The organism is Bradyrhizobium diazoefficiens (genome assembly GCF_016612535.1).
GTDB classification, from domain to species: domain Bacteria; phylum Pseudomonadota; class Alphaproteobacteria; order Rhizobiales; family Xanthobacteraceae; genus Bradyrhizobium; species Bradyrhizobium diazoefficiens_C.
The window spans coordinates 649,139-667,564 of the sequence record NZ_JAENXS010000002.1; the positions used below are offsets into that span (position 1 = coordinate 649,139).

At 61.2% G+C, this 18,426-nt stretch carries 29 protein-coding genes and 1 tRNA gene; 11 read left to right on the top strand and 19 right to left on the bottom strand.

Annotation, left to right across the window (positions count from 1 at the left end; translation table 11 throughout):
* Positions 1-22: 22 nt before the first annotated feature.
* Positions 23-1,060 (top strand): AraC family transcriptional regulator, encoded by a 1,038-nt coding sequence (locus JJE66_RS19815; protein WP_200516161.1) that lies wholly within the window; start codon positions 23-25, stop codon positions 1,058-1,060.
* A gap of 92 nt (positions 1,061-1,152) precedes the next feature.
* On the opposite strand, the gene JJE66_RS19820 is transcribed toward JJE66_RS19815, so the two are convergent.
* From JJE66_RS19820 to JJE66_RS19830, 3 genes are all read right to left on the bottom strand, one after another.
* On the bottom strand, positions 1,153-1,449 hold the full coding sequence (locus tag JJE66_RS19820) for a DUF3551 domain-containing protein (protein WP_200516163.1): 297 nt from the start codon (positions 1,447-1,449) through the stop codon (positions 1,153-1,155).
* A 242-nt stretch (positions 1,450-1,691) separates the two neighbouring features.
* Positions 1,692-2,186, bottom strand: coding sequence for an Lrp/AsnC family transcriptional regulator (locus JJE66_RS19825; RefSeq protein ID WP_200516165.1), 495 nt, complete (start codon positions 2,184-2,186; stop codon positions 1,692-1,694).
* A 96-nt stretch (positions 2,187-2,282) separates the two neighbouring features.
* Complete coding sequence (locus tag JJE66_RS19830; protein WP_200516167.1) at positions 2,283-2,588, bottom strand: ETC complex I subunit; 306 nt, start codon at positions 2,586-2,588, stop codon at positions 2,283-2,285.
* A 299-nt stretch (positions 2,589-2,887) separates the two neighbouring features.
* Here JJE66_RS19830 and JJE66_RS19835 point away from each other — a divergent pair, with 299 nt between their 5' ends.
* Both JJE66_RS19835 and JJE66_RS19840 read left to right on the top strand, forming a co-directional pair.
* Entirely contained in the window at positions 2,888-4,066 is a 1,179-nt protein-coding gene (locus JJE66_RS19835) for an OpgC domain-containing protein (protein ID WP_200516169.1), read from the top strand.
* A gap of 175 nt (positions 4,067-4,241) precedes the next feature.
* Complete coding sequence (locus tag JJE66_RS19840; protein WP_200516171.1) at positions 4,242-4,667, top strand: translational machinery protein; 426 nt, start codon at positions 4,242-4,244, stop codon at positions 4,665-4,667.
* 16 nt (positions 4,668-4,683) lie between these two features.
* Here JJE66_RS19840 and JJE66_RS19845 read toward each other — a convergent pair whose 3' ends face one another.
* Positions 4,684-4,878 (bottom strand): hypothetical protein, encoded by a 195-nt coding sequence (locus tag JJE66_RS19845; RefSeq protein WP_200516173.1) that lies wholly within the window; start codon positions 4,876-4,878, stop codon positions 4,684-4,686.
* Between the two features lie 254 nt (positions 4,879-5,132).
* Between JJE66_RS19845 and JJE66_RS19850 the strand changes: the two genes are divergently transcribed.
* The gene (locus tag JJE66_RS19850) at positions 5,133-5,411 is read left to right on the top strand and encodes a hypothetical protein (RefSeq protein WP_200516175.1); all 279 of its coding nucleotides are present in this window, start codon (positions 5,133-5,135) and stop codon (positions 5,409-5,411) included.
* A gap of 115 nt (positions 5,412-5,526) precedes the next feature.
* Here JJE66_RS19850 and JJE66_RS19855 read toward each other — a convergent pair whose 3' ends face one another.
* The 8 genes from JJE66_RS19855 to JJE66_RS19890 all read right to left on the bottom strand — a co-directional run bounded on the left by JJE66_RS19855 (position 5,527) and on the right by JJE66_RS19890 (position 12,510).
* Positions 5,527-5,793, bottom strand: coding sequence for a hypothetical protein (locus tag JJE66_RS19855; RefSeq protein ID WP_200516177.1), 267 nt, complete (start codon positions 5,791-5,793; stop codon positions 5,527-5,529).
* Between the two features lie 538 nt (positions 5,794-6,331).
* Positions 6,332-8,419 (bottom strand): hypothetical protein, encoded by a 2,088-nt coding sequence (locus JJE66_RS19860; RefSeq protein WP_200516178.1) that lies wholly within the window; start codon positions 8,417-8,419, stop codon positions 6,332-6,334.
* A 416-nt stretch (positions 8,420-8,835) separates the two neighbouring features.
* The gene (locus JJE66_RS19865; RefSeq protein ID WP_200516180.1) at positions 8,836-9,093 is read right to left on the bottom strand and encodes a hypothetical protein; all 258 of its coding nucleotides are present in this window, start codon (positions 9,091-9,093) and stop codon (positions 8,836-8,838) included.
* Positions 9,094-9,192: 99 nt separating this feature from the next.
* The gene (locus JJE66_RS19870; protein WP_200516182.1) at positions 9,193-9,792 is read right to left on the bottom strand and encodes an Abi-alpha family protein; all 600 of its coding nucleotides are present in this window, start codon (positions 9,790-9,792) and stop codon (positions 9,193-9,195) included.
* 320 nt (positions 9,793-10,112) lie between these two features.
* Positions 10,113-10,189 (bottom strand) — tRNA-Pro (locus JJE66_RS19875).
* 111 nt (positions 10,190-10,300) lie between these two features.
* Positions 10,301-10,783, bottom strand: coding sequence for a DUF192 domain-containing protein (locus JJE66_RS19880; protein ID WP_200516184.1), 483 nt, complete (start codon positions 10,781-10,783; stop codon positions 10,301-10,303).
* Between the two features lie 133 nt (positions 10,784-10,916).
* Complete coding sequence (locus JJE66_RS19885; protein ID WP_200516186.1) at positions 10,917-11,549, bottom strand: cold-shock protein; 633 nt, start codon at positions 11,547-11,549, stop codon at positions 10,917-10,919.
* A 199-nt stretch (positions 11,550-11,748) separates the two neighbouring features.
* Positions 11,749-12,510, bottom strand: coding sequence for an NAD-dependent protein deacetylase (locus tag JJE66_RS19890; RefSeq protein ID WP_200516188.1), 762 nt, complete (start codon positions 12,508-12,510; stop codon positions 11,749-11,751).
* Positions 12,511-12,779: 269 nt separating this feature from the next.
* On the opposite strand from JJE66_RS19890, the gene JJE66_RS19895 reads away from it, so the two are divergent.
* The gene (locus JJE66_RS19895; protein ID WP_164988584.1) at positions 12,780-12,944 is read left to right on the top strand and encodes a hypothetical protein; all 165 of its coding nucleotides are present in this window, start codon (positions 12,780-12,782) and stop codon (positions 12,942-12,944) included.
* A 69-nt stretch (positions 12,945-13,013) separates the two neighbouring features.
* Here the strand turns inward: JJE66_RS19895 and JJE66_RS19900 are convergent, their stop codons facing one another.
* Positions 13,014-13,304, bottom strand: coding sequence for a hypothetical protein (locus JJE66_RS19900; protein ID WP_200516190.1), 291 nt, complete (start codon positions 13,302-13,304; stop codon positions 13,014-13,016).
* 281 nt (positions 13,305-13,585) lie between these two features.
* Here JJE66_RS19900 and JJE66_RS19905 point away from each other — a divergent pair, with 281 nt between their 5' ends.
* A complete protein-coding gene (locus JJE66_RS19905) occupies positions 13,586-13,816 on the top strand; it encodes a hypothetical protein (protein WP_200516192.1) in 231 nt (76 codons plus the stop codon).
* 119 nt (positions 13,817-13,935) lie between these two features.
* Positions 13,936-14,061, top strand: a complete 126-nt coding sequence (locus JJE66_RS38485) for a hypothetical protein (protein ID WP_283818510.1) — start codon at positions 13,936-13,938, stop codon at positions 14,059-14,061.
* Here JJE66_RS38485 and JJE66_RS19910 read toward each other — a convergent pair.
* Both JJE66_RS19910 and JJE66_RS19915 read right to left on the bottom strand, forming a co-directional pair.
* Positions 14,058-14,255 (bottom strand): hypothetical protein, encoded by a 198-nt coding sequence (locus JJE66_RS19910; protein ID WP_200516194.1) that lies wholly within the window; start codon positions 14,253-14,255, stop codon positions 14,058-14,060. The genes JJE66_RS38485 and JJE66_RS19910 overlap by 4 nt on opposite strands.
* A 165-nt stretch (positions 14,256-14,420) precedes the next feature.
* Positions 14,421-14,786 (bottom strand): GrlR family regulatory protein, encoded by a 366-nt coding sequence (locus JJE66_RS19915; RefSeq protein WP_200516196.1) that lies wholly within the window; start codon positions 14,784-14,786, stop codon positions 14,421-14,423.
* Between the two features lie 90 nt (positions 14,787-14,876).
* Here JJE66_RS19915 and JJE66_RS19920 point away from each other — a divergent pair, with 90 nt between their 5' ends.
* A complete protein-coding gene (locus tag JJE66_RS19920) occupies positions 14,877-15,068 on the top strand; it encodes a hypothetical protein (protein ID WP_200516198.1) in 192 nt (63 codons plus the stop codon).
* 165 nt (positions 15,069-15,233) lie between these two features.
* Here JJE66_RS19920 and JJE66_RS19925 read toward each other — a convergent pair whose 3' ends face one another.
* Both JJE66_RS19925 and JJE66_RS19930 read right to left on the bottom strand, forming a co-directional pair.
* Positions 15,234-15,371, bottom strand: a complete 138-nt coding sequence (locus JJE66_RS19925; RefSeq protein ID WP_200516200.1) for a hypothetical protein — start codon at positions 15,369-15,371, stop codon at positions 15,234-15,236.
* A 370-nt stretch (positions 15,372-15,741) separates the two neighbouring features.
* Positions 15,742-16,038 (bottom strand): HU family DNA-binding protein, encoded by a 297-nt coding sequence (locus JJE66_RS19930; RefSeq protein WP_027531020.1) that lies wholly within the window; start codon positions 16,036-16,038, stop codon positions 15,742-15,744.
* A gap of 583 nt (positions 16,039-16,621) precedes the next feature.
* Between JJE66_RS19930 and JJE66_RS19935 the strand changes: the two genes are divergently transcribed.
* Positions 16,622-16,807, top strand: a complete 186-nt coding sequence (locus JJE66_RS19935) for a hypothetical protein (RefSeq protein ID WP_200516202.1) — start codon at positions 16,622-16,624, stop codon at positions 16,805-16,807.
* A gap of 316 nt (positions 16,808-17,123) precedes the next feature.
* Positions 17,124-17,426 (top strand): hypothetical protein, encoded by a 303-nt coding sequence (locus JJE66_RS19940; protein ID WP_200516204.1) that lies wholly within the window; start codon positions 17,124-17,126, stop codon positions 17,424-17,426.
* A gap of 126 nt (positions 17,427-17,552) precedes the next feature.
* Here the strand turns inward: JJE66_RS19940 and JJE66_RS19945 are convergent, their stop codons facing one another.
* Together JJE66_RS19945 and JJE66_RS19950 are read right to left on the bottom strand one after the other, a co-directional pair.
* Positions 17,553-17,720, bottom strand: a complete 168-nt coding sequence (locus tag JJE66_RS19945) for a hypothetical protein (protein WP_200516206.1) — start codon at positions 17,718-17,720, stop codon at positions 17,553-17,555.
* Positions 17,717-18,022: a hypothetical protein gene (locus JJE66_RS19950; RefSeq protein ID WP_200516208.1), complete on the bottom strand. Its 306-nt coding sequence runs from the start codon at positions 18,020-18,022 to the stop codon at positions 17,717-17,719. Before JJE66_RS19950 ends, JJE66_RS19945 begins: the two co-directional genes overlap by 4 nt.
* Before the next feature lie 189 nt (positions 18,023-18,211).
* Here JJE66_RS19950 and JJE66_RS19955 point away from each other — a divergent pair, with 189 nt between their 5' ends.
* On the top strand, positions 18,212-18,385 hold the full coding sequence (locus JJE66_RS19955; protein WP_200516210.1) for a hypothetical protein: 174 nt from the start codon (positions 18,212-18,214) through the stop codon (positions 18,383-18,385).
* The last annotated feature ends 41 nt before the right edge of the window (positions 18,386-18,426 follow it).

Consider the following 18,426-nt stretch of genomic DNA (forward strand, 5'->3'; position numbering starts at 1 on the left):
CCAAGTTTGGCGAGGATTTTCCATGCCCTTTCGAGCTGCAACGGCAACACCCCGCCGCGCCATGACCCCCGCCGCCTTTGTGCGGGGCGTGGTCGCGGCCTATGCCCGCTATGGTCGGGATCCGGCCGAGGCGCTGAGTAAGGGGCAGGTCCTCTCCGACCTCGTCGGATCGACTGACGGGCGGGTGACCGCGGCACAGTTCGAGGCGCTGGCCGGCCACGCCATGCGCGAGCTCGACGACGAGGCGCTCGGCTGGTTTTCACGGCGCTTGCCGTGGGGCACCTATGGCATGCTGTGCCGCGCCTCCATCACCGCGCCAACCCTGGAGGTCGCGCTGAAACGCTGGTGCCGGCATCATCGCCTGCTGACTGAGGACGTGCTGTTCGAGCTTGCGGTCAACGGCGAGACGGCAACCGTCTCGATTCGCGAGCAGCGCGATCTCGGGCCCTTGCGCGAATTCTGCCTCGTCACCCTGCTCCGCTACGTCCTCGGCTTCTCTTGCTGGGCGGTGGATTCCGCGATCGCGCTGCGTGCGGCGGAATTCCCTTACCGCGAGCCCGACCATGTCTCGGTCTATCCGACCATCTTTTGCAAGCACATCCGCTTCGATGCGATTGGGGCCCGCATCGTCTTCGACAAGCACTACCTTTCGCTGCCGCTCACCCGCAACGCCGCCGATCTCGACAGCATGCTCAAGGGCGCGCTGCGCCTGACTGTGCTGCCTTATCGGCCCTATCGCCGCGACCGGCTGCTGGTCGATCGTGTCCGGCGCGTGCTGCGCGAGGCGCGCGGGCGCATTCTCGGCGCGGAGGATATCGCAAGCGAACTCGCGCTCTCCACCCGCACCATGCATCGGCGCTTGCGCGAGGAAGCCACCTCGCTACGCGACCTCAAGGAGGAAGCAAAACTCGAGCTCGCCAGGCAGGAGCTGATGCGCGGCCGCACCCCCATCAAGCGGATCGCGGAGATCGCCGGCTTCCGTAACGAAAAGAGCTTTTCGCGGGCCTTCCGCAGCTGGACAGGCGCCAGCCCGCGCGAGTTTCGCGGTCGGTATCGCTGAGGCGCGGTGCCGCCAGCCCCGTCACATATTTGCGGCCTCCGAGATGAATCCCGGAGGCCGCAATCTCTCGAAACCGATCTCGAATAGAGGCGTTAGTTGGAGTTGGTCTGCGCGCCCGGGCGAAGTTTGGGGTGCTTGGCTTGCTTCGGCTGGAACGCGAGTGCGTCATTGGGGGTCTTCGCGCCGCCGCTCTGCGAGCACGAGCCGCCGATGCCGGCAGAGGCCGCCCGGCACGCTTCCATGGTCGGGTAGCCGCAGCCGTGAGCGGCCTGCGCACCGTTGGTGATGCAGAAATCGTCGGCCCTGGCGGCCGGCGCGGTCATCACGAGAAACGCAGAGGCAAACAGCGTCGCGGCGGAGGCGACGAGCGTCTTCGAGGTCGAGGTCATATGTCTTTTCCTAAGCTCAGGGTCCCACAAAAGAGTCCTCAGTGCGGACGCACGCTGAGGGTTCACACCCCGGATGTAGGCCACGCCCAGGGGCCGACAATCACGGATCCGCGCATTGCAGAACTACCTAAATCACATGTCACAGTTAGGTGAGTTACTCAGCTTTTATGACACTATCCGAATCGGTCCTATGGCACGGTAGTTCCCGGTTTTTCGTAGTTTCAGCGCGAAGCCGCCGGCGCCTACCCGGCCGACGCCGTCACCGCGATATCCGGTACCGGCAGCGGCACGTCCTTCGCGACGCCCAGTACAGGAAAGCTGCGGACGTTCTTCACGTTCGGCATGGCGGCGAAATGCAGCAGCTGCTGGCGCATGCTCTCGACGCTCGGCGCGACGCATTTGAGGAGATAATCGGTGTCGCCCGAAATCCGCCAGCATTGCTGGATGCGCGGGATCGCTGATATCGAGCCCTCGAAGGCCTCGAGCACCGGCTGGGCCTGGCTGCCGAGCTGGATCGAGACGAACGACACCACCTCATAACCGAGCAGCCGTTCGTCGATGATGGCGCGCACCGCGCAGATCACACCGCGGCTGAACAGGGATTTGAGCCGCCGCAGGCAGTTGGGTGCGGACACGCCGACGCGGAGCGCCAGCTCGTTATTGCGAATCCGCCCGTCCTGCTGCAGCTCGGATAATATCTTCAGATCGACGCCGTCGAGCTGGTCACGCCCGGCCATACCCCCACCTCGTCATGGTCCCGTCATGCGGGCCAGCGAAGCACGAGGCGGAATGGGTGCCAAGGGCTCCCCACGAAGACGGACGAAGCGAAGCCCTCAGTGCGTCCAGGGCTCGCCGCGGCGGAAGGCGAAATTGTCGGCGTAGGCGACCTGGCGGTGCAGGGATTCCTTCGGCTCGATCACCTGGTAGGCGATGCCCTTGCGCTCGCAATAGGCGACCGCCTCCTCCTTGGTGTGGAAGTGGAGGGTGATCTGCTGCTTCATGTCGCCGGACGAGGTCCAGCCCATCAGCGGCTCGACCGCGCGCGGCTGCTCCGGCTCGTAGTCGAGCTGCCATTCCTTGGTCTTGGACCGGCCGGATTGCATCGCGTTCTTGGCGGGCTTGAAAATGCGTGCGGTCATTGGCGGTCCGGCCTCTTCGTCTTTCGTTCGATTTCAATGCGTCACGGTGGCGATTGGTGGAAACCGCGGGCATAGTATAGAGACACCTTTCGGGAACTGATCGGTGATTCCGGGCCCCCGGGTCCCTCACCGACGGATATAGTCATTATGCTGCACTGTGACAATTGCGTACCCGCCTTCCGCCCGGGAATCCCGCCCGACGGCCAAGCCTTGCCAACACAAGCCTTGCCAACACAAGCCTTGCCAATACCAGCCTCGCCGACATCAGCGTATCCATCCCCTTCGAAAGCTCCCGTCGCATGGCCTTCCTGAACATCAGCGCAACGCTTCCCGAAAAGGGCCGCGACCTCAGGCTTGACCTGTTCCGCGGCGTCGCCAACTGGGCGATCTTCCTCGACCATATCCCCGACAACATCGTGAACTGGATCACGACGCGCAACTACGGGTTTTCCGACGCCGCTGACCTTTTCGTCTTCATCTCCGGCTACACCGCCTCCTTCGTCTATGCCCGGATGATGCTGGAGCGCGGCTTCATCGTCGGCGCCACAAGGCTCACCAAGCGGGTCTGGCAGCTCTACGTCGCCCACATCATCCTGTTCGTGATCTACATCGCCTCGATCAGCTATCTGGCTCTGCGCTTCGGCGATTCCGAGATGATCAACGAGTTCAACGTCGCCGGCCTCGTCGACAACGCCACGGAGACGCTCCGCCAGGGGCTGTTCCTGCGCTTCAAGCCACTCAATCTCGACGTGCTGCCGCTCTACATCGTGCTGATGGGACTGTTTCCGCCGGTGCTGTGGTTCATGCTGCGCAAGCCCGACTTGACGATGGCGGTGTCCATCGTGCTGTGGCTGACCGCGCGTCACTTCGGCTGGAATCTGAACGCTTACCCGGCCGGTCAGTGGTATTTCAACCCCTATTGCTGGCAGGTGCTGTTCGTGTTCGGCGCCTGGTGCGCGATGGGCGGGGCACGGCGCTCGATGAGGGTGATCAACTCGCCGATCACGCTATGGCTCTGCCTCGGCTATCTCGCCTTCGCGCTGGTGATGACGATGGCCGCTCGCTTCCCGAGCCTCGCCGCGCTGTTCCCGGAATGGCTGTTCTCGGCCTTCAACCCCAATGACAAGACCAACCTGGCGCCCTACCGCTTCATCCACTTCGTCGTGATCGTAATCATGGTGATCCGCTTCGTGCCGAAGGACTGGCCGGGCCTGGAGTGGAAGATCTTCGATCCGGTGATCGTCTGCGGCCAGCAATCGCTCGCGGTGTTCTGCGTCGGCGTGTTCCTGTCCTTCGTCGGCCATTTCGAGCTGTCGATGAGCTCGGGCTCGGTGTTCGCGCAGCTCTTCGTCTCCATCGCGGGCATCGCGATCATGACGACGGTCGCCTACTACATCTCCTGGTCGAAGCGGCAGGACAAGCCGCTGAAACCCCCGCCGGCGAAGCCAGCTGCCGCCCCGGCTGCAAAGGCCGCGTAACGCACCGAACGCCTGCTTTTTCAAGCGAGCGCTCGGCTTCCGTTGCGATGTTTGGGGTGCCCGGGATCGAATTGACCTGGGTCAACTAGGGGCGGCGCCCGCCGGCCTAGTGTCGGTGGGATACGCGCCGGTGTCCCAATGTCGGCGGCCTCTCCCTCGGACAAGGCCCAAGCACATGCCCTCTCATTTTCACGCCGTGGTCTGGATCGATCATTCGCAGGCCCGGATCTTCCATCTCGGCCTGAGCGGCTCCGACGAAGTCACGCTGCACCCGCAGCTGGCGACGCGGCATCTTCATCACAAGGCCAACGCAATCGGCAGCGGCCATGCTTCGCCCGACAAGACGTTCTATGCCGAGGTGACCAAGGCCCTCGCCGACGCCGGCGAGATCCTCATCATCGGTCCGGCGAACGCAAAGACGGAACTCGCCAGTCACATGCGCGCCCACGCGCGCGACATCGCAAAGCGGATTGCCGCAGTCGAAACGGCCGATCATCCCTCGGACAACGAGATCGTCGCTTACGCAAAGCGTCACTTCAAATTGCCGCTGCCGCGCGTGCAGACGCCGGGAGCAGCCGCGGGCGAAAGGCACTCCGGCTAAGGGGAGCGCGGCTCACTCAAGCCGCAGCCTCGCCGTCGTATTCGGTGAATTTCTTGTAGATCCAGTCACGGCCGTCGTGACGGCGCCAGACCCTGCCGTAAACGAGCTGCCCGTTGATCGAGCGGCGCGGCACGATCACGGTCCAGAGGTGCCAGATCTCGGTCCAGTTCGACCGTTGGCGGAGTGTTTTGGAGGTGAGATCGAAAGTCATGGCGGACAACTCGCGCGAAACGAAACGCAGCGACGAATGTGATCTCGTGTGAGCCTCTCGATGGGGCGTCGTCGCGTGCCGGGACCGGATTGATACCAGTCGTCAGTGCTGCCGCAACGACGGCTCGTGTTTAACCTAACCGATCAACCTTACTTTGTTGGCGGCCGCCGTCTTGCCGGTTGAAGCGCCTGCCTATCTTTCCTAAGATGCATGCGCAATTTGAGAATGAGTGCGCCGCTTTATGGAGCGCGTGCTTGGTGATTTCGAACTCAGACTTAATTTTCAAAAGATCGACTGCGCAGGTTGATGATCATGAATTTGCAATGTGCATATTTGCGTCTGGCGATGGTTTCTCCGCCGCTAACCCCTGTTGCCGAGGTAACTACCGACAGGTCGCCAAAGGCCGCCAACGACAATTATCCAGCCTGGCCACTGATCCCGTTTCCGGCTGGCTGGTACGCCTCGAATTGAGCGGCCCTGAACAGCGCAACGCCGCACAAGCGGAATATCATCGCTTGGCGGCGTCCGTTTAGGCATTGGGCGCTGAAATCCCCAACACTGATATGTCTGTGGCGACGTCCAAAGGTTCGAAGAAGCTTTGGCAATTGGTGGCCTCGGCCGTGCCTTCGGCCCCCGATGGGCGGCCGTTCAGACGCCGTTGGCGCTGAGCGCGCCTTGCGAATTATAGGTCTGTCCTGCCTGGCCGCCCGGGCTCGCCTGGGAGCTGGCTGCTGAGGTCTGCACGTCGGTGGTCCCGTCGGAATAGGTGATTGTCGTTGTCGTGATTCCGTTGACGGTGGTGGAGACCTCGCTGACGACGGTCTTGGACGAGCTGCCGCCACCGCCCGATCCCGAACTGCCGCTCGCCGATTGCGAGGGTGACCGACGCGCGTCGGGGGCGGTCCGCGGCGGCATCGCCCTCAAGCCTCAGGGACAAGCTGGCGCGCTTGTCTGAGACCGAGCGCGAGCTCGTGCTCAAGACGGTTGAAGGAATGCTGCCGGAAACCCGCCAATGAAGCTTCGCCGCAGAATGCACAGGAAGCGCGACCGGCAGCGGCTGATGACGCACCGCAAGCGCCTCAGGCGATTTGGCGAGAGGGCTCCGACTCGCGCCTGATCCGTGCTAAAACGACGCCAGCGGCCGGCGGGCACCGGCCGCCAATAATTCTAGTCACACTCCCGTCGGCTCCAGGTCGGCGGGATTTTTTTTCGAGATCGATGCGGAGTTCTGGGTTGAAAGCTTTCCGGCTTTTTCGACTCGAGCCTCAGCGCCTCTTCTCGATAATTGTTTGCCATCTCCTCGAGAGCTTCCCGGCCGAGTTTTGGCAGGCAGAGTTGCGCTTGCTCCAAGCAGAGGCGCTCCATTGATCGAAGGTGCTCAATTTGACCGCGTATATTCACGATATCTAGACCGACCAATTGAAACCAGCCGCGGTAAGGGCCCCACTGCACTTCATTGCGCACCATCCTTCCGGACGAGATGAAGGAGCGTGTCATCCTGGTCCCACCGATCAACCTCGTAGGCCTGCTTTATGGCTGGCATGCCGTTGCGGATCCAAGGCTCGGCACTCCGCCATATTTCCTCTCCCTCCGCGGCTTCCTTGCCGATGAAAAGGTGCTGAGGGCCATGATCGATCAGATATGAGATCTGCATCTCAGCATCGCGCCGACGCATGGTCTCAATTATTCCTGGACCTGGATGGGCCGACCGCTGACCGACCTGAGCCAACAGCGCACTTTGATGCAGCGCGAAAATCGACAGGCTAGAGTCCGGGCCACTCGCTGCCTTGATGAACGCTACCTGCCGCCTAAACCTAGTATCGGCATCCCACTGGGATATCTCTCTCCAGTTCTTAATTGCGAAAAACACGACGCGGGGTACGCCGACCGAAGCATTAACAACCGCGACGAAAAGAGCACCAACCGTCAAAGCCGCTAGCATCCAACTCGCCAACCTTTCAGGGAGCGCAGTTCCTGTCGGCTTCCAACTGTCTATAAGGTAGCCGAGCAACAAGAAAAACGGCCAACTGACATAGATGAAAACGACCGGATGGGCACGACCGTTGTAATAGCTGAACAGCCCCAATGCCAAGACTGCGAGATATGCCGCGCGCTCGAGCCGCGGAGAATATGGACCAACCTCCATTCTGATCGCGAAATGGATCAGGATTAGCAGCGCGCAAACGATCGACGCCACCCACGGATCCGGGAATGACATCGGGACCATGAAGAAGCCGATGATGTAGAATATACGCGCGAACGCGAGATAATCGGCGACTTGCAGCGGCTGGCCATATTTGAACGTCAGGTAGGCGCCAAAGCCGGAAATCGTTGCGAGCAACGCAGCGATATAGACGGCGCTCAACCCAAGATTTGCGCGCAATCTGCTCCATGCGAACTGCGATGATGTTGCCCCACTAAGAAGTATGAAGCAGAAGAGCGCAACAGCCACGACTGCTCCAGAATCCAGATTCCAGCAGATCGATAGGCCAGAAAACGCTCCGATCAAAATCGCTTTGGTCGGCGACTGGCGTCGCTGGCAGGAGAGCACCACCAATAAGCTGAGCGAGGGGAAAAGAATGCGCAACGGGGTATATTGGAAGTATTGGTCCGCAGCGATATTAGGCAAGAAGACCCTGTTTTGCGCTATCCCAACCCAGATTGCCGCCATGGCCAAAACGATCGGGCTATGAATTACCCTGCTGGCAAATACGACGATGGCGCAGGCGCTGAGGGCAGACAAGGCCGCCATAATCAAAGTAATGCTGACAATCGAAAGACCGCTGATCTTCAGTAGCGGGGTAAGGAATTCGCCATAGCATCCATATTGCACCAAGAGGTCGCCGAGACATGTTCCGCCGTAGAAGGACTGCACAATCGAATAGAAGAATGCATCGAAGTGATCGTACATAGCGAAGTTGCTGCGATCACTGAAGACCCGCCAGGACAGGGGCAGCACGACGGACAGTACGCAGGACGAGAACACAACGATGCGATGGATCTCGCGCCCGCGAACTTTGTAGGCGGCAAAGATCCACTCCGCGACTGCGCGCACCTTCGCTCTCTTAAATCTGCACGCGGCGACGAAGATGACGATGGCCGGTATCGAGGCAATGAGCCCATTCTTGAGAAAGGAGAATCGTTCTGTGTCGTGGGGGACGGCAACCGCGACTAGGATGACAAGCAGAACGGGCAGAAGCCAGCTCACCGATAGCTCGGAAAGGCGAAGCGAGGCGGAAAGCTTGACGGACATCCAAATCGCAAGCGGCGCCAGGATGGTTAACGCGACATAGGTGTCGCGCTGTGCGGGTTGCGGGCGAAGCTCCGTAAGTGAAGCGACCAACAGCTGAGATGCCAGGACAGGATCTGGCGCTGAGGTGCCGATAGCAAAAAAAATGATGGCCCCGACTGCGCTTAACGCAATGGCGCAGATAAGAAAAGCGACCGCGCCGTTCGGTGCAGATTTTGAGAAGGTACGGCGTTCAAGCCTAGGCACATCTGTGGCGGCGGCAATGCCGGCAGAGTATCGCGGGTGCAGCAATTCTATCCCCCAAAAGGGCGCAGTCTATAGAGCTGTTCCGCATTTGCAATGATGGGTTGCGCTACGTCCGACGACCACTTTTGCTGCACCGGTAAAAACCGAAGGTCGATGGCCCCGCTAGCGTTAGCCGGCGGGCCTCACGACACCGGATAAGCCGGTATGCTTTGGCGGGCTTGCGGCTCGGCTCGACTGCCGGAGCCGGTTTCCCGTGGTTCAAGGCCCGCATTATCCCGAGCCGGGCAAACATCGTCGGGCCGCCTCGCTCCGCAACCAGCATCAGGGCTTCGGCCGCTGCCTGCCAGTGTTGCTGTTGGGCCTTGGGTAAGGACCCGATGTACTCGCCGGCCTCCCTGAGCGTCCTCAGCGGCCGCGGTCGGGCACAGGTATGGGCTCGTCGAATCCGCGGGACCAAGCCATTAGCGCTGGGCTGGCCCAATGCTCCATGACTTCGCATGTAGCGCGGTTCGGTCGCCGGTGATCTGCTCGACATAGTCGTCGATAGCGTCAATCAGCGGCTGCGTGTGGCCGATCCTGCTTTGCATGAGATATCTGCGGAATCGGTCCAACTCGACGAGCTCGGCTTTGACGGCCTCAGCCCGCGCTTCGGCTCCCCGCTGGCGCATTCGTTCGTCGTGCCACGCCTTCGCGGCCGCTCTGTTCTCTGCCTTGGTCATGGCACCATCGAAACGCGGCTTAGGCGAGAGTCAAATTATCGATTCCTAGCGGGGCGGAACGCGCGCGAGCTACTGGGACTAGTGGGTCGCGGCTTCACGTCATGCTTGGACAGCTATCACAATCTCTTTTCCAAGCTCGCTTAGAGTAAGGAAGTGATTTCCGCCGAACAAACGAACGCAACCAAGCGCATCAAGATTTTCGATGCTCACTATAGCGGCTGACTGTCGACAGCCGATTCGCTCAAAAGCAGCATGTTTGGTGACTTGGTCGTTCGCAGGATTCAGCTTGGAAATAAAATCGAGCACTTTGGCATCGAGAGGTTCCAATTTTTTCAGAATGTCGATGTATGCGGCTCGCACATCGCTGATCCGGCCAGGATCCATGGTATTCGCGAGCAGCCGAGCCCAAAGATCTATAAGCTCGTCCCGGCTTTCCGCTTGTGCGACCTCAAGCAAAGGAACCGCGATTTGCTCCGGCGGTTGGGTCGGCTGCGTCACGCCACGGTCGATAAGCTTCTTCTTGGCCTTTGCCGCCATCCTCTCCAGCCGTTCCGCTCGAGCATGCTTGATGGTATCGCCAATCACCAACCCGTATGCGTCACTGATCGCGGGACTGGCGGCCTTGATCAGCTCGAGTGCCTTGCTGGTAGCTTTAGCCGCCTCTTCTATCGCTCCCTCGTAGGGCATTTTATCTGGCATGGTCGACTCCGTCCCTCCGAGCAGTATGACCTTCCCGCCCACTTGACGAAAGGCGGCCGGCGGGAGTCTGATCGGCCGCATAGGGCAGCATCAGCACGATATCGACGAGCTCAGGGGCTTCGAGCGGCTTTGCTTGGACATGGCCGCGGAAAGCGCCCTGCCCCTGGAGCGCGCCGGCCTGCTCGAGATGGCGGCGAACTATCGGGCCGAGGCAGCCGCCCGCGCTGAGCAGCTATGCATTGAGCCTTCCCATGGCCTTCCCAATCAGAATTTCTGGGAAGGTCGGACGCTGCTTTTCTGCTCTAAGTGTTTGAAATCGCTGGTCGGGGCAGCTGGATTCGAACCAACGACCTGCAGTACCCAAAACTGCCGCGCTACCAGGCTGCGCTATACCCCGAATGTCCGGTGAGCCCCGTCGATACACGCTTCCCCAAGCGCCAGCAAGCTTACTACGTGCCAGCAAGCATTCAGCCGCCCGTCAGGGCGGCCATGGCGGCACCAATCGGACCTATTTGCTGCCGAACAGGGGGTGGCCGACGCGATCGCCGGGGCGGATACCGTATTTCTGCGCTGTTCCCGCCACCACCTCAAGGACGGCCCGGGCGGGGCCTCGTGACGAGATGATCTTGGTCGAGAGCGGTTCGGTATTCTCGGCGATGCGCAGGATGCGGCCGTCGGCGCGAATGAAGATCATGTCGAGCGAGACATAGGTGTTCTTCATCCACATCGACACCTCCTGCTCCGGATTGAAGTCGAACAGCATGCCTTTCCCATCGGCCAGTTCCTTGCGGTACATCAGCCCGGTCTGCTTCTCTTCGTCGGTCGTCGCCATCTCCACCGAGAACACTTGCACGCCGCTCTTGGTGACGATCTCGAGCGGCTGGAAGCTTGCGGCGCGAACGGGGCCGCTTGCGACGGCAAGGCCAGCGACGAGGATGGCGGCAAGCCAGCCCCTGGCGAGGGACCAGACAGTGTTTCGATCAAGCTTCATGGGATGACACTCGGAACCGGCGCTAAGGCGTGGAGACTGCGGCAATCCATACGCGGCGACCGTGACAAAAGCCAGAAAAGGCGCACGGCTCCGACCGCACGCCTTTGCTCACGATTGCGGGAATGGGCAGCCGCTAGTGCGACTGGAGGCCCGGCGAGCCGGTCTCGGGATGGATCTCGGCCGCCATCATGCCCTTGGAGCCCGGCCCGAAGCGGACCAGCACGTACTGGCCGGGCCGCAATTCGGTCATGCCGAAGCGACGCAGTGTCTCCATGTGCACGAAGATGTCGGGCGTTCCCTCCCCGCAGGTCAGGAAGCCGAAGCCGCGCAGCCGGTTGAACCATTTGACCTGGGCCCGTTCGAGCCCGCTGGTCGCGGTGACCGTGACGTGGGTGCGCGGCGGCAGCATCTGCGCCGGATGGATCGCGGTCGATTCGTCCATCGAGACGACGCGGAAGGCCTGATAACCCTTGGCGCGCTGGATGCACTCGACGATGATGCGGGCGCCTTCATAGGCGGTCTGGAAGCCGTCGCGCCTAAGCACGGTAACGTGCAGGAGCACGTCGGGCCAGCCATTGTCGGGAACGATGAAGCCGTAGCCCTTTGAGGCGTCGAACCATTTGATGACGCCGTGGACCTCGACGAGGTTGGCGCTGCCCTCACCTAACCCGGTGAAGGGACTGAGCGCGCTGTCGTGACCGGCGCCGTGCTCGCCCGACGCGGGAACTCCCAGCTTCTTGGACTCAAATCCGTCCGACGACCCCATAACCCCGGACCCCACACATGCCATGCAACCCGCCTTAATGGCGGCGCCGAATCACGCGTCTTTAGAGAATCTTCTCAACTCGACGCGACGCGAATCTTTCGAATCAAAAGATAACACTCCCGGTTGCGAGGCATAGACAAAAAAGAGATTCGGCGGAACCTATGAACAGCTTGCACAGGCGCGAATCAAAAACGCCCGTTCAATTCCGGACGAACGGCCCGAGTGTTTCGCCGATGTCGTGACGGATGACGAGGTCGGCGATGTCATCCTGCTCGGTCTGCTCGCGATTGATGATCACCAAACGTGCACCGGCGTTCCTTGCCATCATCGGAAAGCCCGCCGCCGGCCACACCACGAGCGAGGAACCGATCGCGATGAAGAGGTCGCAGGCCTGCGCCAACGCGGTGGCGCGCTGCATTTCATCCTCGGGCATCGCCTGACCGAATGAGATCGTTGCGGTTTTCACCGGCTCGTCGCATGCGGTGCAGTTGGGCGCGCTGCCATCCTGGTCGAAGGAGCGCTTCACCCAGTCGAGCTGATAGGACTGTCCACATCCGATGCAACGCGCATAAGTGGTATTTCCGTGAAGTTCAATCACGCGATCGGGGGCGAAGCCCGAGGCCTGGTGCAGATTGTCGATGTTCTGGGTGATGACAGCGGGAACCTTGCCGGCGCGATGGAGTGCCGCGAGCGCACGGTGGCCGCGGCCGGGTCTGGCTGCGGCGAACACCTCCTCCATCGCGAACCGCCGGCGCCAGGACTCATCGCGGGCGTCCTGGCTCGCGACGAACTCGTCGAACGGGATCGGACGATTGCGGGTCCAAATTCCACCGGGCGAGCGGAAGTCGGGGATGCCGCATTCGGTCGAGATGCCGGCACCGGTGAACGGCACGATGATCTTCGCACTCGCGATCATGTCGCCGAGCCGCTCGACGCCGCTCTGAAGGTCCGATGCAATCACTCGCCGCCTCCCGATTTGCCGCCGCGCTAGCTGCAACATTTGCAAGCGACAAGATTGTTGACGCTGTTATCCCCTGCCGCGCAAGCCGTGAGCGGCAATTGCTCGGCAATTTTTTCCGATCTTCGCTTATCACATTCCTGCAATGCCTCCTCCCCATTGACGCCCCAATCAGAAGCGCCAATGCATGTGTTGACGCGACTCAACGTGATTGCGGCGGCAGTGCTTGAGTTCAGCAGTGCACACATACTCCGGTGTAGTGGGGATTTGACATGACCGAAGACGAACAACGCAAGATCCGCGAACGCGAAGAGATCGCCGCCCGTGTCGCCGCCTTCCGTGCCACGCAGGAAAAATTCAAGCGCGAGCGTGACGAGTATTTCGTGTCGACGCTCGAAAACGCGCGCAAGGTGGAACGGCCCTCGCTCTGGCCGTAACGATATCGCGCGGACCATGCGCGCATGAAAAAAGCCCGGAGCATTGCTCCGGGCTTTTCATTTCAGCCATTACCAACGCCGATAATAGTGGTGGCGGTGATAGTACGGGCCACCGTAATAGGCGTACGGGCCGGGGCCGTAGTCGTAGCCGTAATAGACCGGGCCGCCATAATAGCCGTAGCCCGGGCCATAGTAGCCGTACGGATGGGACGCGGCGACAGCGCCGGCAGTGATCGCGCCAGCGGCGAGACCGAACGCGAGGCCCGGTCCGATGCCGCGTGCCTCGGCAGGCGCCGGCGCCGCGATCGCGGTCACGCCGACAGCTGCGACGGTGGCAAGGACTGCGAGTGTCTTCTTCATGATCTTCCTCCTTCGCATCTGGGTGAGACAACGCGGGTGGCGCAGGATGGTTCGGACGCAGTGGAACCGGGCACCGCAGAAAAAATCTCATCCCGGCGGGAACGATGTCGGGGTGATCGGATTGGACCCTCAAGTGCGCGGGCCTCCGCCATCCGGTTGAGGCAACGGCACGAAGACCCCGTCAGCATCTCCGCGGTGCTGGCGGGGTTTTCGGTATCGCGGGACAAAAATGGCAGCAGACATGCATCGCTGCCAACGGGGCGGACGTCGAGGAGGAGAGATTGCCGATATCCGCTTTGCTGGCTCGCATTCGCAGGCTCGTTCCGAAAACCAATGCACAGCACTACGACGAGATCGTCCGCAATTTCAGTGTCGGCGTGCTGCGTCCGCCGCCGACGCCGATGACCGACGGCGAGCTCGCCCGCGCCATTGCCGAGTTCCTGAAGGACTCGCCCTCGGCGGAGTCGGTTGCGGTGCTGGGGCGGCGCCTCGATCCCACTTCGCCGCTCTGAGCGCCGTCTTTTCGCAGGACCCTTGACTCGCAGGATTCTTGACTTGCAAGGTTCTTGACGCGTCGGAACAAGCGTGGCGCGCGCACGTTGAGGTCGTCTTCGCTGTGAAGAGGCCCGTCATGCCTGTCTGGCTCGAAATTCTGCTCAACCTGTCCGGCTATGCCGGCTTCGTGGCGCTTGCGACGCGGGGGCCGGCGTGCCCGCACGATTCCGCCGACGATCGGATCCAGGGTAGCAAGCGCTAGTTCGCGTGCGGCCCCTCTCCCGCGGTGCGCACCAGACGGTCGGCCTTGACCGCGACGCGCGTGTCCTCGGCCTGCGGCCGCAGCGAAAAGCTGATCGCCACGAAAGCGAGACAGAACAGCAGCCCTACGACAGCGACACGGCGATAGGTCTGGCGGTCGCCCTGATAAAATGACGGTTCTAGAAATGGGGTCATAATACGGCTCTTGGCAAAATGGTCTTCTTGTTGTCTTTGCCAGACACCTATCCCAACGCGCGGCAAGCGCAACGCGATTGGGCTTTTAACCTAACCGAATAGGGTTATCGCGATATACGGTTAGCGCGATCCCTGCAAACTTCCGTTAGGAATCTGCCGCGCGCCTCAGATCTCCGCGAGCCGCTTCAGCGATGCGCGAAAACCGAGGCTGCGATGGCCCGCGACCAGCACCGTGCCGAACACCTCGGCCCCCTCCTCGCTGAACGTTCCGGAGAAGCCGCTGGTCGCCTCTGCGCCGGCGAACAGCGGCCGAACGAGCGGATCGGCGAACGGCGAATGCTGGTTGGTGGCAAGCTCGCCCTTCCAGGTGCCGTTCTTCGACGTGCCGTTGCCGACCGTGTAGGAGCCGCGCGACCAGAAGTAAGGCCCGCCGCCGAGCAGCACGCCATCGCGCAAGATCAACACGCCGCTGTCGCGGCCCTTCACGCCGTCGAGCATGTGGATGTGGATGGAGTAGAGCCCGTTCTTCATGGATGCGTCCGCCGCAGGTGGCGACGATAGCGCGGGCCGATGGAAGCGTCGAGACGCGACGCGCCGCCTGTCGCCGCCCGGCGACCGGCTTTGTTCGGGCTTCACCGCCATTTCGTTCCCGGAGAACGAATCGGAATCGACGAAATCGATGCCGAGCAATTGCTAACGATTGGTTTGCGTCGCGCGAACGATCCTTCGATCACATCGACACCGTGGATGTCGCGCGTGGCGATGGCGCTCCAGGCAAAGGTCCGCGCGAAGCAGACCGCTGACTCGTTTTGAGACAAGCCGCACGTCGAAATCCAGGCAGCCGCGACATGTTCTGCATCCGACTCCAGTTCGTTCCCCCAGAACGAATCGGAGTCGAAAAAATGGGTGCGAGGCGAATCCTAACGATGGATAAAGACGCGACCGATCGTCCGAGGCAAATCCCTCAAGCCAAATCCTTCAAGCCGCGCGCTTGGCGGTGCCCTTCTCCGTAAAGCATTCGAGGATCTGGATGCGGAGCTCTTCCGCGGCAGGCCCCTCGACCTTCCTGAGTTGATTCCAGAGCCGGATCACTTCGCGCTGTTTCTCGACGGTCATGAGTCACCTCCAAAGCTGGCGACTCACTAGAACAAAATGAGAACAAAAAGTCCAGCCCTCGCGTGCGAATTCCCGTGCACGTCGCCTTGAACCTTTTCGGCGTCGCGAGGATCCAGCGCGAGGATTCTTGGAGGCTGGGGGATTTCAGCGCCCGGTCACAGGGCAGCGCAGCGCGGCGATGGACGAACATATTCCGTCACCGCGGCGCTGTTGCTTTTTGGATTTTCAACCTTAAGTTAAGGATATGGCTGACGGCCAGGCGCTGAAATCCCAATGCCGTCGGCAAGAGAACCCCGTGCGCAAGCGCGGGGTTTTTCTTTCGGGAAGCGGACTTGCGCGTTCGTCGCACCGGCGACGCGCGATGGCCGGATCAGACGGAGTCCTTGGCGACCTTCAGCGGCGAGGCCTTGACCGACTTGCTCGCCGGCTTGGCCGCGAACTGCATCGGCTCCTTGGTGAAGGGGTTGACGCCCATGCGGGCTTCGGTCGCAGGCTTGTTGACGACCGACATCTTCACGAAACCGGGAATAACGAACTCGCCGGACTCGTTGAGCTCCTTGTAGCCGACCGTCGCCATGTACTCGATGACCGACTTCACGTCGTTCTTCGCAAGCTGCGTGCCTTCGGCAATCGCATCGATCAACTGGGTCTTGGTCATCTTCGCCATGTCTGGAGTCCTTTTTTGGAAGGTCTGGAAGTCTGTGAATTTGGTGCGCGCGAGCCACGATGCAGCTCTGGCTGGGAAGCGGTAAAACTACGCAGCGCGCTGGGTTCATGCTTACGGCCATGAAGCGACCGGGCTTAGAGCCTATCGAGGCCAAAAAGGCAAGACGCAGTTCGGGGCAGGTTCCGCATCTTGGGGATTCGAGCCTGGCCGAGCATCCCGCTGAATTCCATGAAGGATGGGCTGAACGTATTCAGCTTGAACAGACACTTGAGATCGCGATCCCGCGACCCCGGAGGGAAGCATGGAGTGGATGGCGTCGCCGCCTTTGGACCGGTCTTCGGTTTTCTCGGCTATGCGTTCTGGCGAAGCCGAGGGACTCCGCCCAGCGGAAACCGCAGCGACGCCAGCGACGCCACTGACCTCACTCACCATTCAAATTGATTGGCGTCGGTCGATGGCCGTCAGCCCGGCCAAGGAGCGAGGGGAATAGCCCCGCCCCGTCAAGTCGAAGGCGCGACGTCAAAACCCACAGGCCTGCCGCAACGAGGGTTCTCTTTTGTGGCCATCTCCTGCATAATGCGGCATGGCTAAAACAAAAGTGACCTTCAAAACCGTCCGTATTGCGGACAACGACTGGAAAATCCTGGCGGACTACCCCGACCACGAGCAGCGCCAGATCACAGGGTTTACCAGCAAGGCAGACGCCGACGACTGGATCAACGGCGATCGCAAGATCGCATGGCTCCGCTCTCAGGGCTACGCCAAGTGACTTAGCTTCCAAGTAGCGTCGCTCTAAATAGCTTCCCTTCACCCTGACTTTTCCTTCAAGCGGCGTCGTTTCAAGCGACGTCGCTTTTGAATGCATCGCACACAATCCCGACCTCATCCTGAGGGCCCGCCGCAGGCGCGCGTCTCGAAGGATGGGCCGCGGGCGAACTGCTCGCCAAATTGCTCCCTCCTATGCGACAGCCCGCGTAACCTGTCATCTCATCGTGAAACTTGTGACTTGATCGATATTGTTCAGACTCTGGTAACCCAACGCCGCCACTCTCCTCATCAGTATCGTTGCGTTGGAGTACCCCACAGTGCTGAATTTTGACGAGCTGCGTGAACTCGCAGCCGATGTTCGCGTGTTTGTCGATGTCGCCGAGGACAAGGCCGAGGCGCTCAGGGCCGTCATCGCGGCCTATGACGTGGTGCTGGCGATCTTCCCGTCCGGCGACGGCATGGGCCTCCACGTCATCAAGGGCAAAGCGATCCTGGACCGAATTGCAAATTCACGGACGCAGGCGATCTACAGCCACACGGCGATCGCGGTCCCCGACCTCGAGCACGCGGAAGTGCTGAAGTACCTGACGGTCCCCGCCGAACAACGGATTGCAGCGTAGTCACTGCAATTGGCGTGTCTCACTCAAGGGAGCGCAGTCCACTCAACTCACCAAAGCGCTTTTGACTTGATTGCACTGTCCCGCACCGAGCCATCCACTAGCGCTCCTTGAAGGCGGCCGTCGGGTTCACGCGGTGTGTCCCGGATCGACCTTTGGCGTCTTCTTTTCGCGCTGCGGCGTCATCTTCGCGGGACCCTCTTTGCCGGGCACCCCACGGGAGCCCAACTGTTCACGCTGGATGTCGTCTTCGGAACGCTCCGGCTCCACGCCGTTGATCGGCCTCTCCGGCATCATTCCATCCTCGATTTTTCCTTGAGGTCGCGGATGCGCGTCTCGGCTTCTTCCCTTGATTTGACCACTTCCGACCAGTCACTGGTGCGGGCGAGCTCGCTCAACCTCTTGAGTTCGGCAAGCTGTTCGGAGGTGGGCTTTTCCATTTTCGCGTCCTCGACGGCCTCAACGACAGCCTCGTCGTCGAGCACGTCCATGAGCTCGTTGATGGTGCTTTCGCAGTCCCTTGGGCCGGGCTCGACGTACCGGGCGAGAATGCTCTGAGCTTGCTCTACGGCCTGTGTTACGCGCTTTTCCGGGTTCATGCCGGGACTCCGCTGATGATCATAGCGCGCGGGCCCTGCTGGAAAGATCGCAAAGATCGCAGGAATGCCGCGCGGGCGGCCTTCCCGCGAGCAACGGCGACCGCCGCAGAAAGAATGCCTGACGAGGCCCGCCGTTCCTACTTGGAACCAGCAGCCCGATTCGTGCCTTGAATGATTTCGGAGGTACCGATGGCAGTGAATAGACCGATCGGCGACAGCGCCCGCAGGGGCGCGGTGAAGAAGCGTACTCAACTCGAGAACCCGCTGACGAAGACATCAACCACGCGCGACAAGAAGGACGGTCAGTTCATGGCCGTCAAGAAGAGCGCGGTTAAGTACAACGGCGTGCGGCGCAAGACATAAGTGGCGAAGACCCTCATCATCGGCGCCATCATCCTGGCCCT

Bases quoted from the DNA above. Each gene is read 5' to 3' on its own strand.
- JJE66_RS19870 (WP_200516182.1), bottom strand. From the start codon at position 9,792: ATGCCAGATAAAATGCCCTACGAGGGAGCGATAGAAGAGGCGGCTAAA.
- JJE66_RS19880 (WP_200516184.1), bottom strand. From the start codon at position 10,783: ATGAAGCTTGATCGAAACACTGTCTGGTCCCTCGCCAGGGGCTGGCTT.
- JJE66_RS19955 (WP_200516210.1), top strand. From the start codon at position 18,212: ATGGCAGTGAATAGACCGATCGGCGACAGCGCCCGCAGGGGCGCGGTG.
- JJE66_RS19835 (WP_200516169.1), top strand. From the start codon at position 2,888: ATGGCCTTCCTGAACATCAGCGCAACGCTTCCCGAAAAGGGCCGCGAC.
- JJE66_RS19815 (WP_200516161.1), top strand. From the start codon at position 23: ATGCCCTTTCGAGCTGCAACGGCAACACCCCGCCGCGCCATGACCCCC.
- JJE66_RS19895 (WP_164988584.1), top strand. From the start codon at position 12,780: ATGACCGAAGACGAACAACGCAAGATCCGCGAACGCGAAGAGATCGCC.
- JJE66_RS19945 (WP_200516206.1), bottom strand. From the start codon at position 17,720: ATGATGCCGGAGAGGCCGATCAACGGCGTGGAGCCGGAGCGTTCCGAA.
- JJE66_RS19820 (WP_200516163.1), bottom strand. From the start codon at position 1,449: ATGACCTCGACCTCGAAGACGCTCGTCGCCTCCGCCGCGACGCTGTTT.
- JJE66_RS19915 (WP_200516196.1), bottom strand. From the start codon at position 14,786: ATGAAGAACGGGCTCTACTCCATCCACATCCACATGCTCGACGGCGTG.
- JJE66_RS19950 (WP_200516208.1), bottom strand. From the start codon at position 18,022: ATGAACCCGGAAAAGCGCGTAACACAGGCCGTAGAGCAAGCTCAGAGC.
- JJE66_RS19930 (WP_027531020.1), bottom strand. From the start codon at position 16,038: ATGGCGAAGATGACCAAGACCCAGTTGATCGATGCGATTGCCGAAGGC.
- JJE66_RS19840 (WP_200516171.1), top strand. From the start codon at position 4,242: ATGCCCTCTCATTTTCACGCCGTGGTCTGGATCGATCATTCGCAGGCC.
- JJE66_RS19855 (WP_200516177.1), bottom strand. From the start codon at position 5,793: ATGCCGCCGCGGACCGCCCCCGACGCGCGTCGGTCACCCTCGCAATCG.
- JJE66_RS19935 (WP_200516202.1), top strand. From the start codon at position 16,622: ATGGCTAAAACAAAAGTGACCTTCAAAACCGTCCGTATTGCGGACAAC.
- JJE66_RS38485 (WP_283818510.1), top strand. From the start codon at position 13,936: ATGCCTGTCTGGCTCGAAATTCTGCTCAACCTGTCCGGCTATGCCGGC.
- JJE66_RS19865 (WP_200516180.1), bottom strand. From the start codon at position 9,093: ATGACCAAGGCAGAGAACAGAGCGGCCGCGAAGGCGTGGCACGACGAA.
- JJE66_RS19830 (WP_200516167.1), bottom strand. From the start codon at position 2,588: ATGACCGCACGCATTTTCAAGCCCGCCAAGAACGCGATGCAATCCGGC.
- JJE66_RS19845 (WP_200516173.1), bottom strand. From the start codon at position 4,878: ATGACTTTCGATCTCACCTCCAAAACACTCCGCCAACGGTCGAACTGG.
- JJE66_RS19900 (WP_200516190.1), bottom strand. From the start codon at position 13,304: ATGAAGAAGACACTCGCAGTCCTTGCCACCGTCGCAGCTGTCGGCGTG.
- JJE66_RS19825 (WP_200516165.1), bottom strand. From the start codon at position 2,186: ATGGCCGGGCGTGACCAGCTCGACGGCGTCGATCTGAAGATATTATCC.
- JJE66_RS19925 (WP_200516200.1), bottom strand. From the start codon at position 15,371: ATGACCGTCGAGAAACAGCGCGAAGTGATCCGGCTCTGGAATCAACTC.
- JJE66_RS19885 (WP_200516186.1), bottom strand. From the start codon at position 11,549: ATGGGGTCGTCGGACGGATTTGAGTCCAAGAAGCTGGGAGTTCCCGCG.
- JJE66_RS19910 (WP_200516194.1), bottom strand. From the start codon at position 14,255: ATGACCCCATTTCTAGAACCGTCATTTTATCAGGGCGACCGCCAGACC.